Here is a 16171-nt window from a genome sequence, read left to right as displayed (position 1 = left end):
AATGGCATGCCTGTCCTGCGTGAAACCGAATTCAAATCCCGGGTCGTCTGGTTGGGCCACGTTCCTGCCGGGCAATCCCTGCGGGCTCAGCCAGTGCCGCAGCTCGACCTTGGGTTCTCGGGCGACAAGGGCGCGCGTCATGAAGGGCTCAATCGACCATCCTGCGTGCGGGTCAAGAACCTGTACCCGGAAGGCACCGAAATCCGTAACGTGCGACAGTTGACGATCCTGGCTGCCGAGGAAATGGCGGCCATTGCTTCTGAAATGGGCGTGGACCGGCTGGATCCGGCCCTTTTGGGTGCAAGTATCGTTGTCGAGGGCATTCCGGATTTCACGCATGTTCCGCCCTCGTCACGGCTGCAGGCGGATACGGGATTGACCCTGACCGTCGATATGGAGAACCGCCCTTGTGTCCTGCCCGGACGGGAAATCGAAGCAGAGTCACCGGGGCACGGCGCCCGGTTCAAACCGGCCGCACAGGGCCGGCGCGGGGTGACCGCTTGGGTCGAACGGCTGGGCCTTCTGAGGCTCGGAGACAGTTTGACCCTGTTCGTCCCCGATCAGCGCGCATGGAACCCAAAACAGACGGCGGTTTCCGATTAGATACGTCCGAACAAGGCCTACGCCGTTTCGCGGCCTGAAAATGTCGGAATCCACATCCATTCAAACCGTACACAACGGTATGGATTTGACAGCACCGACGCGCGGCGTCGGTTTTGCACGGAATTTAATCAGGGATCTTGCCCAATGAGCTACAAATCCGACATTGAAATCGCTCGCGAGGCGAACAAGAAGCCAATCCAGGAGATTGGTGCAAAAATCGGCATCTCGAGCGACGACCTGCTGCCCTATGGCCATGATAAGGCCAAGGTAAGCCAGAATTTCATCAACTCGGTCCAGGACCGCGAAGATGGCAAGCTGATCCTTGTGACTGCAATCAACCCGACGCCTGCGGGCGAGGGCAAGACCACCACAACCGTCGGTTTGGGTGATGGCCTGAACCGGATCGGCAAGAATGCGATGATCTGTATCCGCGAGGCCTCGCTTGGTCCGAACTTCGGCATGAAGGGTGGTGCCGCGGGCGGTGGCTATGCGCAGGTCGTGCCGATGGAAGAGATGAACCTGCACTTCACCGGTGACTTCCACGCCATCACCTCGGCCCACTCGCTGCTGTCGGCGATGATCGACAACCACATTTATTGGGGCAACGAACTGGAAATCGATACCCGCCGCGTCGTTTGGCGCCGGGTCGTCGACATGAACGACCGCGCCCTGCGCCAGATCACGGCCTCTTTGGGGGGCGTGTCGAACGGTTTCCCGCGTGAAGCAGGTTTCGACATTACCGTTGCGTCCGAGGTCATGGCGATCCTGTGCCTGGCCAACGACCTGAAGGATCTTGAAAAGCGCCTGGGCGACATCATCGTGGCCTACCGCCGTGACAAGACCCCGGTTTATTGCCGCGACATCAAGGCCGAAGGCGCGATGACCGTTCTTCTGAAAGACGCGATGCAGCCCAACCTGGTGCAGACGCTGGAAAACAACCCGGCCTTCGTGCATGGCGGCCCGTTTGCCAACATCGCGCATGGCTGCAACTCGGTCATCGCGACCAAGACCGCGCTGAAGGTAGCCGACTATGTCGTGACCGAGGCCGGTTTCGGGGCCGATCTGGGCGCGGAGAAGTTCATGAATATCAAGTGCCGCAAGGCAGGCATTGCGCCGTCGGCCGTGGTGCTGGTTGCAACGGTTCGCGCGATGAAGATGAATGGCGGCGTGGCCAAGGCCGATCTGGGCGCGGAAAACGTCGACGCGGTAAAGTCGGGCTGTGCCAACCTGGGCCGCCATATCGAGAACGTGAAATCCTTCGGCGTGCCGGTCGTCGTGGCGATCAACCACTTTGTCACCGATACCGATGCCGAGGTTCAGGCGGTCAAGGACTACTGCGCCGAACATGGGGTTGAGGCGGTTCTGTCGCGGCATTGGGAACTGGGCTCGGAAGGATCTGCAGATCTGGCAAAAAAAGTCGTTGAACTGGCAGATGCCGGTACCGCGAATTTTGCGCCGATCTACCCTGACGAAATGTCCCTGTTCGAGAAGATCGAGACCATCGCCAAGCGCATCTACCGCGCCGACGAGGTTCTGGCCGATGCCAAGATCCGCAACCAGCTGAAGGAATGGGAAGCTGCCGGATACGGCAACCTGCCGGTCTGCATGGCCAAGACACAGTATTCCTTCTCGACCGATCCGTCGCTGCGCGGCGCGCCTACCGGCCATTCGGTTCCGGTGCGCGAGGTGCGCCTGTCGGCGGGTGCCGGCTTTATCGTGGTGGTCTGCGGTGAGATCATGACCATGCCCGGTCTGCCCCGCAAACCGGCGGCTGAGACAATCCGCCTCAACGACGAAGGGCAGATCGAGGGCTTGTTCTAAGCCGCTGAATAAGACATCTCGTGGTCCGGGGAATCCCCGGGCCATGAGGAGATTGCGATGCCCACTCTGACACTGCCGCAGGACTGTCATTCCATGCAGGAATTGCGGGTTCAGATCGACAAGCTGGACCGCCAACTGATCGAACTGTTGGCGACGCGCGCAACCTACATCGATCGCGCGTCCGAATTGAAACCGGGCGAGGGCCTGCCGGCCCGTATACCCGAGCGTGTCGAGGATGTGGTGCAAAAGGTGCGTTCGAACTCGGTTGAGGTGGGCATGGACCCCGATCTGACCGAAAGGCTTTGGCGCATCTTGATTGATTGGTCGATTGCGCGCGAGGAGAACGTGCTCGGCCCTGACTGAATGACCGGGCGCCCTTCGCGCCCGATCCGCTTTTTGAAAGAAGGGATCAAAGGATGGTAGCTCAAGTCATCGACGGCAAGGCCTTTGCGGCCAAGGTCCGCGCGCAAGTCGCCGATCAGGTTGCAAAACTCAAGGAAGAAAACGGCATCACCCCCGGTCTGGCAGTGGTCCTGGTCGGCGAAGATCCGGCCAGCCAGGTCTATGTCCGATCGAAGGGCAAGATGACTGTCGAAGTGGGTATGAACTCATACGAGCACAAGCTGGATGCCGACACGTCCGAGGCGGATCTGCTGGCCTTGATCGAGAAGCTGAACAACGATCCCGCGGTGCATGGCATTCTGGTCCAGCTTCCGCTGCCCAAGCATTTGAATGAGGACTTGGTGATCAACTCGATCGACCCGGCCAAGGATGTCGACGGGTTCCACATCTCGAACGTGGGTCTGTTGGGCACCGGTCAGAAATCCATGGTCCCCTGCACACCGTTGGGCTGCCTGATGATGCTGCGCGATCATCATGGCTCGTTGTCCGGCATGGATGCGGTGGTGATCGGCCGGTCGAACATCGTGGGCAAGCCGATGGCCCAATTGCTGCTGGGTGACAGCTGCACCGTGACCATCGCGCACAGCCGTACCAAGGACTTGCCCGATGTCGTGCGTCGCGCCGATATCGTCGTGGCCGCCGTGGGCCGCCCCGAGATGGTGCCTGGCGACTGGATCAAGGAGGGCGCCACTGTCATCGACGTTGGCATCAACCGGATTGAGCGTGATGAAAAAAACAAGCTGGTCGGCGACGTGGATTACGCCAGCGCGGCCGAGCGCGCAGGCGCTATCACACCGGTTCCCGGTGGTGTTGGCCCGATGACCATCGCCTGCCTGTTGGCCAACACCTTGACGGCCTGTTGCCGGTCGAACGGCCTGCCCGAGCCCGAAGGACTGACGGCCTGACCACTGGCGGTCTTGGGGCGGAGCGTCCGCCCCGGGGCCAACGTGGGGATGAAACGACCCCCGCCAGCACGCCGCAAACGTGTTTGATTGTCTGACATTTCGTGATAAGCTTGAGTTTCCAGCCGGTTACGAAGTGAATAAGTGGGCGTCTGAGGGACAAGGGCTGGGTCCCGAAAGGCTGCTCATTGATTTTGATATGTTGTCAAAACTGAGCCCTTTCATTGCAGAATGCACGCCTCAGAGGGTGGTCGCCGGTATTCTGTTCATCCCGTTGCTCGCTTATACTTTCCCACCGTTCCGAGAAATGGATCTGCCCTTCTCCGTACGTCTGGCGTTCTGGGCAGGAGTGATGATTCTGGCGGTTGTGGCAACGTGGGGATCTCGGCAGTTGGTGAAAGATCGTCTGGACCACGTCGGACTGACGGTCCGGGACGTGGCGTTTGCCTTGGTGATCCTTGTATTGTTCACGCCTGCGTTGTGGATCCTGACGTGGATCCTGTACGCTGCCAGTGGCCACGATGCTCCCGGTTTGCTGGCAGTCGGCACCTACGGTGCGCTGTTTAGCACAGGTCTGGTACTTGTCAGCAAAGGCGAAGCCCCGCCTGAAAATGACGAAATCATCGAAGCACCCCAACCCCGTTTGGTGAGCCGCCTACCGGATGGGTTCCGTGGTGATATCCTGCGGCTTGCGGTCCGGGATCACTACGTTGATGTGGTGACCACCAGCGGAACCTATACGATCCGGTCGCGCTTTACTGACGCGATTGCTGAGATGGAGCCGATTTCGGGCCATTGTACCCACAGATCCCATTGGGTCACGGACGCGGCCATTCTGGAAATCCAGAAAAACAACGGCAAGACCTACCTGCGCCTTCGGAACGATGATCTGGTTCCCGTCAGCCGCAAGTACAAACCCAAACTGGAAGAAGACGGTGTGATCTGAACCAGCTGTTAGCTAACGCGGCATCGCCGTCAGCTGTGGCTGCGGGCCCGTCAGAATGGCACGGGCGTCCGGCTGCATCAACTGAGACAACGCGGTATCCGAGCTGCGCAGCCCTCCGGTATATGTTCCATAAGCCGGCATGATCAGCCGGCACCTGTCAAACAAGAAGGCCGGGCGCGAAATCATGCGGCCCCGCGCATTGAGCCGGACCTTGGGGTGAAAATGGCCTGAAACTTCGCCTTGCGCGTCGGGTTCGGCTATGTGGCGGAAGACCAGCACGTCTTGGCCCCACTCGGCCAGATGGGTGCCGCTCAGCGCGACGGGACCCGGATCATGGTTGCCCTCTATCCAGATCCACAGCCGCCCGGCCTGCAGCGCAGAAATCTCGAGCCGATCTGCATCGCTCAGCGTTTCCGAGGCTTCGAGATCATCGAAACTGTCCCCCAAGCAAACCACCGTCTTGGCGCCGGTCGTGTCCAGATCGGCGGCCAGCCGGGACAGTGTCTCTCGGTTGTCATAGGGGGGCAGGGCCGGTCCGCCCCGCCGAACGACCCGAGATGACTTGCCCAAGTGCAGGTCCGAAACACAAAGAAGATCGTGCCCCGGCCACCAAAGTGCGCCCGATCCCATGGCGTGCAGCCGGGCACCCGCAAACGAAAATTCAAGGCTGTTCATGGTCCGTTCTTTGCCTGCCGGGCCATGATTTGCAAGTCGTTTCTTCAGGCGGGTTCCAGGCCGGCGTCGCGCAGCAAACGGGCGCTTTCTTCCGCCAGCAGCCGCTCTTCGGCCGCGCCCTTGACCGGGACCTTTCCCACCTCGAGCAGCAAGGGCGCCGCCAGCGGCGACACCCGGTCCAGCCGGATCAGGTCGATCCGGTCGCCGATGCGCGCGATCATCGCCTCGATCCGTCCGAAATCGACCAGCCCGCGCATGGCCTCTTCGCGGGTGATCTGCATCAGCAGGTGGTCGGGGTCGTATTTCAGCAGCGTGTCGTACAGGATGTCCGACGAAAACGTCGCCTGCCGCCCGCTTTTGCGTTGGCCACCTGTGTTGCGCTCGATCAGCCCGGCGATGGTGGCCGAGGCGCGGAAGGTCCGTTTCATCACCGCATTGCCCGCCAGCCAGTTGTCCAGCCCGTCGCGCAGGGCCTCGATCTGGAACAGGGGGCTGGGGTCGGTCACCGCGTCCAGTCCCCAGATCAGCGTGGCATAGTCGGTCGCGACAAAGCCCAGCGGGGCCAGCCCGGTTTCCTCCATCCGTTTGGTCAGCAGCAGGCCCAGCGTCTGTTGTGCGTTGCGTCCGGCAAAGCCGTAAACGCACAGGTTTTCGCGGCCGTCATTGGGAAAGCTCTCGATCAACAGCCGGTCACGCCCGGGCAGCCGCGACATCCGGCGCTGCAGGGCCAACCATTCACCCGTATGTTCGGGCAGCTGCGGCCAGTCGGGCTGTGCGAACATCCGCAGGATGCGGTCGCTCAGCTGGGTCGAGGTGGCGAACTTGGTGCCCGAGAAAGTGGCGACCTTGGGCTTTTTGTCCGCACGGCGCGTGACCTCGACAACCGTTTCGCGCAGCCCTTCATAGCGCACGATCTGACCGCCGATCAGGAAGGTGTCGCCCGGGGTCAGCGATGCGGCAAAGGCCTCTTCGACCTCGCCCAAGGGTTTGCCGCCCCGGTTTCGCTTCAGCCTGACCTTCAGGGTATCGCTGTCCTGGATCGTGCCCAGGTTCATACGGATTCGCTGCGCCGCGCGAGGGTCGCGCAGCTGCCACCGCCCGTCGGGGCGCTGTTGCAGGCGTTGCCAGCGGTCATAGGCCCGCAGCGCATAGCCACCGGTTGCGCAGAACTCCAGACAGGCATCGAAGGCCGCGCGAGACAGATCGGCATAAGGACCGGCCGAGGTGACCTCGGGAAACAGGGCATCGGCATCGAACGGTCCGGCGCAGGCCGCGACCAGGATGTGTTGGCACAAGACGTCACGCGGTCCGGGGCCGCGCGGCTCGCCGTCCAGATCGTGTTCGCGCGCGGCCTCCAGCGCGGCAACGCATTCGACCACCTCGAACCGGTTGGCTGGCACCAGCAAAGCCTTGGACGGCGCGTTGTAGCGGTGGTTGGCCCGCCCGATCCGCTGGACCAGGCGCTTGACGTTCTTGGGTGCGCCGATCTGGATCACAAGATCCACGTCGCCCCAATCGATCCCCAGATCGAGGCTGCCGGTGCAGACGATGGCGCGCAGGTCTCCACGGACCATCGCCGCCTCGACCCGTTCGCGCTGTTGCCGGTCGAGGCTGCCGTGGTGGATGCCGATGGGCAGGCCTTCGTCATTGGCCAGCCACAGGTTGTGAAAGAAGATCTCGGCTTGGGCGCGGGTGTTGTGGAAGATCAGCGTCGTCTTGTGCTGCCGGACCTGCTTCAGCACCGCCGGGATGGCATAGGCCGCGCCGCCGCCGGCCCAGGGCGGCATTTCGGCCGTTTGCAGCATGGCGATATCGGGGTCGGGGCCTGGGTCGGCCAGAACGATGTCGCAAGGGTCGGGATGGCGGGCCAGAAAGCGCGCGATGGCGTCCGGGTCCTCGACCGTCGCTGACAGGCCCACGCGCCGCAGATCGGGGCACAGGGTCTGAAGGCGGGCTAGCGCCAGCATCAAATGATCGCCCCGCTTGCTTTCGGCCAGCGCGTGTATCTCGTCCACGATCACGCGCTGGACGCCGTGAAACATGCGTGGTGCATCTTCGTAGGACGTCAGCAGCGCCAGGCTTTCCGGAGTCGTCAGCAGGATATGCGGCGGGTCCACGCGCTGGCGTTTCTTCTGTGTGGGGGTGGTGTCGCCGGTGCGATCCTCGATCCGGATCGGCAAGCCCATCTCGTCGGCCGGGCCGCGCAGGTTGCGCTTGATGTCGGCGGCCAGCGCTTTGAGCGGCGAGACATAGATCGTGTGCAGCCCCGCGTGCCGCCCCTCGGCCAGTTCGATCAGCGAGGGCAGGAACCCGGCCATCGTCTTGCCGCCGCCCGTGGGCGCGATCAACAGCGTCGCCGAGGCCTGCGCCCGGTCGATCATGGCCTGTTGATGCGGGTGGATGGACCAACCCCTGGCGGTAAACCAGGTGTCAATCCGGGCGGGAATCTGCGTCATATGCGCAGACTAGCCCGCCCGGTGACAAAGCGGAATGCGGTTTGGGTCCGTCTTACTTAACGATTTCCTCGTCCTTGACGAACATGTTCGCCCAGGCGCGGTCGATCAATTCCGGGCTCATTTGATAGGGGATGCCCTCGAATTCGCAGATCGAGATCATCTGATCGATCAGGAAGATAGGCTGATAGTTCGCATAGACATTGTTGATGGTCGGATACTTGACCTTGAGCAGATGCACCAGTGCGGCTTCGTCCAACGGAATGCCGCGCTTGCGGGCCACCATGGCGAAGATCTTCAGGAAGTTTTCCTGGTTCGGGCCGTCGATCTTGATCTTGAAGAAGATCCGGCGAAGCGCGGCCTGGTCGAAGATCTCGTTCGGGTGGAAGTTGGTCGAGAAGATGACCAGCGTGTCGAAGGGAACTTCGAACTTTTCACCCGACTGAAGACCCAGAATGTCCTTGCCCTCTTCCAACGGAACGATCCATCGGTTGATCAGGGCCTGCGGCGGCTCGGCCTGGCGGCCAAGGTCGTCCACGATGAAGATGCCGCCGGTCGATTTCAGCTGCAGCGGCGCCTGATAGGTGCGCGCCGTGGGGTTGTAGACCAAGTCCAGCATGCTCAACGACAGTTCACCACCCGTGACCACAGTGGGGCGTTCACACTGGACGTACCGCGTGTCGAACCGCTTGCGGCGGCGCAGGCTGTTCGGGTCGTCAGCCTCTTGCTCGATCGCTGTGTGCACGATCGGGTCGTACACGGTGATCACCTGACCGGCATATTCGATGGCATACGGAACAAAGACGTTGTCACCCAACGCATCCCGAATTCCGTTGGAAATCGAAGACTTACCGTTGCCCGGCGGGCCGTACATCAGGATCGAGCGACCGGCGCTGACCGCAGGGCCCAGGTGGTCAAGCAGGCTGTCCGGCAGAACAAGGTGCCCCATGGCGCCGGTCAACTGATCGCGCGTGACTTGGATGTTCCGGATCGACTGTCGTTTGACCTGCTCGCGGTAGACCTCCAGCGGAACGGGCATGGCGCCGAAGTATTCGGACTGGCTCAGCGCGTCCAACGCCCGTGCCTTGCCGGCGTCGGTCAGCTGATAGCCCATTTCGTTGCCGCTGTTGGCGTTCAATGTCCCCGTTGCCTCAAGCAGCTTCTGTTCGCGGGCGATGTCGACCAATTCCTGCGTCACCGAACTCGGCAGGCAGATCGAGGCGGCGATCTCGCTCACGGTGTCCACATTCTTGCGGAAAACGGTCTTCAGAAGGATGTCCCGCATCATAACCAGCGGAAGCTGCATTTCCCCCAGACCCTTCGGGGCAGGAGGAGCCATAACGGATGAGGTCTGCATGTTCATGAGCGCGGCTCGTCTATCCAGTTGTCAATCCTTGGGCCCCGAAAGGGACCACTTGCGGAAAATCTGGCGCAGCTTTGTGGCAGGACCAAGGCGCGGGCAAGGCGCAGACATGATGGTTTACGAGCCGTTAATTGCGCCCAAAATCAAATAGATGCCAAGACTCGCACCCAAGGCCAGCCCCATGGGGAATTTCTTGCCCTGATCCCAGCTTTCCCAGTTCGGGGCGATCTGGCGCAGGCGGGAGTATTTGGCCAGCCGATGGGTGGCAAACGCGGCCAGCGTCGTGACCATCAGAATCACCATCACCAGCAAGAAATCACCAACCCATACGAACGGAGCCGCAGCCGCGCAGAACTTGGCGTCGCCCGCACCCATGGCGCCTGCGGCATTGAGAAGAATGCCAAAAAACAGCACGACCACCAGATGGAACAGCTGCCAAGCATAGACCGGCAGAGAAAACTGCAAAGGCCCGATGCTGGCCCCAACCCAATCGCCGGACCAAGGTGGCAGCACAATCAGCCCGACCACCACAAAAACCAAGGCCAAAGCTGTGACCGCATGGTTCTTGATCTTCATTTCCCGCATGTCGGTGAACGCGACATAGAAACAGATGGGCAGCACAAATGGTAGAAACCACAGGGCTGCCACTGCAGGAATTGCCATGCTTTATGCTTCCTCGAGCGCGCGGAGCGACCGAACCGCTTCGTCGAAATGCTGCGGATGGGTGGCGATGGCTTCCCGGAACAGGTTCTTGGCAGTGTTGATGTCACCGCGCTTCACGGCCGAGATGCCCATCGTGTTCAAGAGTTCCGCGCGTTCGGTCTGGGACATCGGGATCACCGGCATGGAGTAATTCCCCTGCGCCGAGCGGGCAAGTACCAGGTTGTTCTTCGCCGTGAACAATGAACTGTCTTGTCTGATGGCTTCGGTGAACAGGCGCTCGGCCTCGGAATATTGGCCGCGGGTCAACTTGGAATACCCCCAGTTGTTCATCACGCCGGCCGGCCGTGTGGTCAGCCCGATTGCGGTTTCATAGAACTGGTCCGCACGCTTCCAATCCTTGCTGGCGTCTGCCACCAAGGCTTCAAGCCGATAGCGTTTGAACGTCTCGTAGGTCGGGGGGATCTGGTCCAGCGCTGCCTTTGCCGCCTTCCAATCACCACTGCGGACCAACGAGTCCGCATAATCGACGCGATCCGCGTTCGTTGCACCGGACATCGCGGTCACGCGCTTCCAGGCGGCCGATGCTTCGGTGCTGCGCTTGGCGCGGGTCAGCGAAATGGCAAGGCCGCGCTGCAAATCGATCCGATCTGGATTCTTGCCGGCTGCTCCACGGAAATAGGTCACTGCCTCGTTCGGGTCAGCCGCATTGAGCATCACGTCGTTGAGGTTCGTCTCGTCGATGACGTTCACTTCCTGGAACGTGCGTTCGACTTTTTCCTCTTCGGTTTCTTTTGCGCATGCAGACAGGATCAGCCCGCACACGACGACTGTCGGAATCAGGAATTGTTGGCGCATTTTTGCGTCCCTTACTGCTCTTGCCTCTGTTACTGGTTCTTCCGCAGCAGGAAAGCTCCGTTCCCTTGCTGCTCCAGCGTATATTCTTGTTCTTGTGGTGTATTATTAACAGGATTTTCCATTTTTGCGAGCGCTAAGCGAAGATTGTCACGGATTGCGTCACTTTCGCCATTGTCCAGCGCATAAGCCCTTTGGAAGACCTGCGCGGCCTCGGCATACTCACCTTTTTCCATCAGCAGAACGCCGAGATTGTTCCACGCAACCGACCAATCCGGGTCTTCTTCGACCGCTTGTCGCAACAGGGGCTCGGCTTGTCCCAGCCGCCTGAGGCCGAGATTGGCGGTTCCGATCGAGGTCAGGATTTCCGGGGTCATTCCCTCTGTCAGGGCCGCGCGGGTGAACGATTCCATGGCCAGTTCGTATTCTCCGGCTGCCATCAATCGGTTCCCGACAGCAATTTCGTCAATCGGCCCACCTTTGGGGTCGACGCCGGGGGCGAAAGGCCCGTTCGAAAGACTTGGGTCCGTACACGAAGCCACCACGGCAAGAACCGCGGTGGCTATCATCAGGCGGTGGAGCCCGAAGCGGGCGCACCGGTTGCGTGAGGGCATGGGCTTATTGGCCTCTGTTACCGAACTCCATGATGCCTTTCGCCGAGGGACCGACCAGAATGATCAGCAGCGGCGGCACCGTCAGCATCATTGTGGCAAGGGTCATTTTCGTTGGCAACTTGTTCGCGGCTTCTTCGGCGCGCATGACGCGTTTGTCGCGCATCTCGCCGGCATAAACCCGCAGGGCGTCGGCAATCGACGTACCGAATGTGGCCGATTGGATCATCACCGTCACGAAAGAGCTCACATCTTGGACGCCGCACCGCGTCCCGAAATCGCGCAGAACTTGATCCTTCTCTTTGCCGGCCTTCATCTCATAGGCGACGATCTCGAATTCCTGGGCAATATCGGGGTAGGAGGCCTTCATCTCGCCGGCTACACGCACGATCGCTTGGTCCAGAGACTGACCGGCTTCCACGCAGACCAGCATCAGGTCAAGCGTGTCGGGAAAGCCCGCGGTAATGTTCTCCTTGCGCTCTTCGATCCGGCGCGTGATCCAGTATTTGGGGATGTAGTATCCAATGGCACCCGGTACCAGAACGCGGATCATCATTTGCTGGCCGGTAAATTCCTGCCCGTTTGAAAACACGGTCACCAGGAGAACACCCAAAACGATCCCGGTGATCCCCAACGCAAATTGCGCAAAGTGGAAGAACCGAACGGAGTCTTTCGAGCGGTAACCGGCCTGGCGCAGCTTGAGCTCCATGGCCGAGTATTCTTCTTCATCTTTCGGCTCGAGGAAGGTCGCGAACTTTTCAAGCTGTTCGTTCCGGCCCGAGTTGCGCAACTGATCCTTCTTGCCGCGCTTTTCCTTTTTGGGCGCAGCATTTGCACGCTGCAGCTTTTTCAAGGGATCTTCCGGCTGGTTCAAAAGGATCGGAATGGTCACCAGAACCATGAACAATCCCAGCACGCCGACGACGATCAGCGGGCCGAACTCGCCCAATTGATCCGTCAGCATGTCGTTGATTTGGGTCAGAAATTCCATGGTCGTGCCCTCAGACCTTGATGTTGGTGAGAATGCGCATGACGATCAGGTTCAGCGTCAGCATGATCCCCACGACAAAACAGGCGGGAATGAACCATTTGTGGTCCAGAACCGAGTCATAGTACCCGGGGTCCTTGACCAGAATGAAAACCAGGCAGAACAGTGGGAACCCCGAAAGGAACTTGCCCGACCATTGCGCCTCGGCCGTGATCGCCTTGACCCTGCGGAACAGTCGGAACCGTGCGCGGATCACCTTGGCAAGCCCGTCAAGGATCTCGGCCAGGTTGCCGCCCGACTGCTGCTGGATGCCAACGGCGACCGCGAGGAAGCGCAAATCTTGCATGTCCAGACGTTCGGCCATGTCCTTCAACGCCTCGCCCACGTCACGGCCATAGGCGCATTCGTCGGCTATCACGCCGAATTCGGTCGCAAGCGGATCCTGCACCTCGTTTGCGACGATCTGGATCGTCGAAACGAAAGGGTTGCCGACCCGAAGTGAGCGCACCATCAGTTCCACGGCATCGGGCAACTGCTCCTCAAGCATGCCCATGCGCTTCTTGGCCTTGTGATTGACCCAGGCATAGACAGCGCCGACACCGATTGCGATCGACAGAGCCGCACGCAGGATGGTGTCGGTTCTGGTGCCGATGCTCAGGCCCATGAACGCGACCACGGACACAAGCGCCATGATCATGACCAGTTGCCGCGGGCTGAAGGCAATCGCCGCCTTCTGGGCCTTGTCGGCCAACAGCGAGTAGAGCGGAATGCTCTGCGACTTCATGTGCTGCTGCATTTCCTTGCGCAGCTGCTCCAGAACCTGTTCGCGTCCAACGCCTTTGTCGATCATGTCCAGACGACGATTGACACGGCTGTTCAGGCTGATGGATTTGCCAAAAGCCACCAGATAGATACCTTCGACCAGCGCCAGAACCCCGACGAAGATCGCGACATAGATGAGCGCCTCGGTTGGCAGTTGCATGCCCTGATCTCCTACATTGTCGTCGGTTCGTAGATCGATGCGGGCAGGTCATACCCCCACAGACGGAACCGTTCGGAATAGTGGCTGCGAACGCCGGTGGCCGTGAAATGACCTATGATCTTATTGTCTGGCGTCAGGCCAACTCGTTGGAATTTAAAGATTTCCTGCATCGAGATTACGTCACCTTCCATGCCCGTGATCTCGGTGATCGAGGTCATACGGCGCGAACCATCCTGCAGACGGCTGGCCTGGACGATCAGGTTCACAGCGCTTGCGATCTGGCTGCGTACGGCCTTGATCGGCATTTCGATCCCGGCCATCGCGATCATGTTTTCAAGACGCGAGATACCGTCACGGGCCGAGTTGGCGTGGATCGTGGTCATCGATCCGTCATGGCCAGTGTTCATGGCCTGCAGCATGTCGATCACCTCGGCGCCGCGCGTTTCGCCCACGATGATGCGGTCAGGGCGCATCCGCAGAGCGTTCTTCAGACAGTCGCGCGGGCTGACTTCGCCTTTGCCTTCCACGTTGGGCGGGCGGCTTTCCATCCGGCCCACATGGGTCTGCTGCAGCTGCAGTTCCGCTGTGTCCTCGATGGTCAGAATGCGTTCTGCGTCATCGATGAAGCTGGACAGCGCGTTGAGCGTGGTCGTCTTACCCGAGCCCGTACCACCAGACACGATGATGTTCAGACGCGTGGAGACGGCGGCCTGAAGATACGCGGCCATTTCTTCGGTAAACGCCCCGAAATTGACCAGGTCGTCGATGCCAAGCTTGTCTTTCTTGAATTTCCGGATGGAAACCAGGGACCCGTCCACCGCGATCGGCGGAACCATGGCGTTGAAACGAGACCCGTCGCGCAGACGGGCGTCAACATAGGGGTTGGATTCATCGACCCGTCGACCAACGGCGGACACGATCTTGTCGATGATCCGCATCAGGTGCTTTTCGTCTTTGAACGATACGTCGCTCAATTCGAGCTTGCCGAAGCGTTCAACAAAGATCTGATGCGGGCCGTTGACCAGAATATCGCTGACCGAGTCGTCTTGAAGCAGTGTTTCCAGTGGACCCAGACCGGTGACTTCGTCGTACAATTCCTTGTTCAACTGGGTCCGGTCTTCGCGATTGAGAACGATGTTCTTGGCTTCCAGAACCTCGCTCGCGATCGCGCTGATTTCGGCGCGCAGTTCGGCTTCGGCTGCGTTTTCCAGAGCCGCAAGGTTCAGGTTTTCCAGAAGTTCCCGATGCAGCTCGATCTTGATTTCGCTCAGCCGTTCCTTGCGCTTGCGTTCGCGGTCGTTGCCCTTGGCTTCCGCGGCGGTTTTGGCCACCGGTTTGCGGGCAATCGCGGTGGACGGCGACGGTGCCGCTGCCGGAGCAGCTGGGGCTTCGGCGGCCTTGGGGGCTTGCGCAGGGGTCGCAACCGGCTGCGCACCTGATGGTTTTTTGTAACGTGAGAACACGGCGGTTTCTCCCCCTAATAGCCTTTGTTATGCCGCTTCGGCGCTGTTGCTGCCGAGGCTGTGCAAGGATTGAGCCAGCTTTGCGATTTCGCGGCGAAGAGGGTTTTTGCCGGCCGAGCTGGCCAAAGGCAGACCATGGTCGCCGCTTTGCATGACCGGCTTGCCGCCATCCGGCAGCTGCAGGTCGATCGAGATTCCCAGGCTTTCACCCATGCGCTTGACGCGGCTTTTGCCGCTCAGGTCCGTGAACTTGGGTGCGCGGTTCAACGCAAAGCGAAGCTTGTTGAACGGCAATTCCTCGGCTTGAAGGGCACGTTTCAGACGCAACGCGTTCTGAGCGGACCGCATATCCAGTTCGATCAGAGCAAAATAGACATGCGCGGCCTGCAAAACGGTCTCGGACCAGTGCACCAGCGTCTTCGGCATGTCGACCACGACATAGTCGTAGTGCTTGCGGGCCATATCGATCACCCGCTGGATGTCTTCGTGCGTGAGAATATCCAGAGGCACCATGTCGGTCGGGGCCGTCAGAACATCCAGCTTTTCGTCGAATGTCTGCAGAGCCTGCCCAAACACTTCGTCATCCATGGCCACGGTGTCCGACAGCATTTCGAACACGGTTTCACGGCGGGGCAGGTCCAGATAGGTCGAGATGGTTCCGTATTGCAGATCCAGATCGATCAGGCAGACCTTGGGTGCATCCTTTTGCGATACGGTTGCCAATTCCCAGGCCAGGTTCACGGCCAGAGTCGTTGCACCGACACCACCGGCCAAGCCCTGAACAACAAACAAAGCGCCTTCTTTCGAAGCTCCTGAGGCCAGCGGGACGGAAACCTGTTGCGGAGTCACGACAGGCTCGGGCGCATTCATGCGGTCGATCGCTTCCTGCAGTTCGTTCTCGGGAAGAGGGTAGGGGACGAATTCATCGGCCCCCTTGCGCAGCAACTGATGAAGAGCGGCGGGGGTCACGTCCTCGGCAATCAGGACGACTTTGATCTTCTTTTCCTTGGCCTGAGTGATGATCTCACCCATCAAGGTCAGATTATCCTCGTCCTCACCGTCGATCGCCAGGGCCACGAATTGAAGCGACTCAGCTTCAGGCTGGCTGAAAAAGGCAAGGGCCTCGGCAAAGCCAAGGTCACCCCAGCGCTCGCCCAAAGCGGCTTCCATGTCTTCGATCAACAGGTCGAAGTTCTGGACATCTCGGCTGATGGTACAGGCCAGAATGCCGGTGTCGTCGTTTTGCGGCGTTGCGCTCGTCATTAACACAATCCTCGTCGTGAGAGCGCAGCAAACGTCGATACAATACCAGTCCGTGTTTCAGCTTGCTGTCGCCCTAAGCGGTCAATTCTGGCCGCAGGTCACCCAATTGTTCACAATGTTGCGTGGAAGTGGGGCAAGAATTGGGCGCAAAAAAACCAATTGTAGGGAATTGGGCGACGATGCC

At 60.1% G+C, this 16171-nt stretch carries 15 protein-coding genes; 5 read left to right on the top strand and 10 right to left on the bottom strand.

The window, feature by feature from the left end; genetic code table 11:
• Positions 1-6 precede the first annotated feature (6 nt).
• The 5 genes from ACR0BA_RS15305 (at position 7) to ACR0BA_RS15285 (ending at position 4674) form a co-directional block, all read left to right on the top strand.
• The gene (locus ACR0BA_RS15305) at positions 7-603 is read left to right on the top strand and encodes an MOSC domain-containing protein (protein ID WP_480728755.1); all 597 of its coding nucleotides are present in this window, start codon (positions 7-9) and stop codon (positions 601-603) included.
• A gap of 144 nt (positions 604-747) precedes the next feature.
• The gene (locus ACR0BA_RS15300; RefSeq protein WP_170337521.1) at positions 748-2424 is read left to right on the top strand and encodes a formate--tetrahydrofolate ligase; all 1677 of its coding nucleotides are present in this window, start codon (positions 748-750) and stop codon (positions 2422-2424) included.
• 57 nt (positions 2425-2481) lie between these two features.
• Positions 2482-2787 carry a chorismate mutase gene (locus tag ACR0BA_RS15295; protein WP_170337522.1) on the top strand — a complete coding sequence of 102 codons (306 nt, stop codon included), beginning with the start codon at positions 2482-2484 and terminating at the stop codon, positions 2785-2787.
• A gap of 53 nt (positions 2788-2840) precedes the next feature.
• Positions 2841-3731: a bifunctional methylenetetrahydrofolate dehydrogenase/methenyltetrahydrofolate cyclohydrolase FolD gene (gene folD, locus ACR0BA_RS15290; protein ID WP_480728753.1), complete on the top strand. Its 891-nt coding sequence runs from the start codon at positions 2841-2843 to the stop codon at positions 3729-3731.
• 79 nt (positions 3732-3810) lie between these two features.
• Positions 3811-4674 (top strand): LytTR family DNA-binding domain-containing protein, encoded by an 864-nt coding sequence (locus ACR0BA_RS15285; RefSeq protein WP_480728752.1) that lies wholly within the window; start codon positions 3811-3813, stop codon positions 4672-4674.
• Between the two features lie 12 nt (positions 4675-4686).
• Here ACR0BA_RS15285 and pdeM read toward each other — a convergent pair whose 3' ends face one another.
• The 10 genes from pdeM to ACR0BA_RS15235 all read right to left on the bottom strand — a co-directional run bounded on the left by pdeM (position 4687) and on the right by ACR0BA_RS15235 (position 15987).
• Positions 4687-5349, bottom strand: a complete 663-nt coding sequence (gene pdeM / locus ACR0BA_RS15280; protein WP_480728750.1) for a ligase-associated DNA damage response endonuclease PdeM — start codon at positions 5347-5349, stop codon at positions 4687-4689.
• Between the two features lie 44 nt (positions 5350-5393).
• Complete coding sequence (locus ACR0BA_RS15275) at positions 5394-7805, bottom strand: ligase-associated DNA damage response DEXH box helicase (protein ID WP_480728748.1); 2412 nt, start codon at positions 7803-7805, stop codon at positions 5394-5396.
• 52 nt (positions 7806-7857) lie between these two features.
• The gene (locus tag ACR0BA_RS15270) at positions 7858-9165 is read right to left on the bottom strand and encodes a P-loop NTPase family protein (protein ID WP_093962764.1); all 1308 of its coding nucleotides are present in this window, start codon (positions 9163-9165) and stop codon (positions 7858-7860) included.
• Positions 9166-9282: 117 nt separating this feature from the next.
• On the bottom strand, positions 9283-9828 hold the full coding sequence (locus ACR0BA_RS15265; RefSeq protein ID WP_170370882.1) for a prepilin peptidase: 546 nt from the start codon (positions 9826-9828) through the stop codon (positions 9283-9285).
• Between the two features lie 3 nt (positions 9829-9831).
• Complete coding sequence (locus ACR0BA_RS15260) at positions 9832-10683, bottom strand: tetratricopeptide repeat protein (RefSeq protein ID WP_170358176.1); 852 nt, start codon at positions 10681-10683, stop codon at positions 9832-9834.
• Between the two features lie 29 nt (positions 10684-10712).
• Positions 10713-11294: a tetratricopeptide repeat protein gene (locus ACR0BA_RS15255; protein WP_170337528.1), complete on the bottom strand. Its 582-nt coding sequence runs from the start codon at positions 11292-11294 to the stop codon at positions 10713-10715.
• Between the two features lie 4 nt (positions 11295-11298).
• Positions 11299-12282 (bottom strand): type II secretion system F family protein, encoded by a 984-nt coding sequence (locus ACR0BA_RS15250; protein WP_170337908.1) that lies wholly within the window; start codon positions 12280-12282, stop codon positions 11299-11301.
• Positions 12283-12292: 10 nt separating this feature from the next.
• Positions 12293-13261, bottom strand: a complete 969-nt coding sequence (locus ACR0BA_RS15245; RefSeq protein WP_170337910.1) for a type II secretion system F family protein — start codon at positions 13259-13261, stop codon at positions 12293-12295.
• An 11-nt stretch (positions 13262-13272) separates the two neighbouring features.
• Entirely contained in the window at positions 13273-14724 is a 1452-nt protein-coding gene (locus ACR0BA_RS15240; protein WP_170401742.1) for a TadA family conjugal transfer-associated ATPase, read from the bottom strand.
• A gap of 27 nt (positions 14725-14751) precedes the next feature.
• Complete coding sequence (locus tag ACR0BA_RS15235; protein WP_093962757.1) at positions 14752-15987, bottom strand: CpaE/TadZ family protein; 1236 nt, start codon at positions 15985-15987, stop codon at positions 14752-14754.
• Positions 15988-16171 lie beyond the last annotated feature (184 nt).

This window comes from Ruegeria sp. CI5 (assembly GCF_056536885.1).
This window is presented reverse-complemented; position numbering and strand designations above follow the sequence as displayed.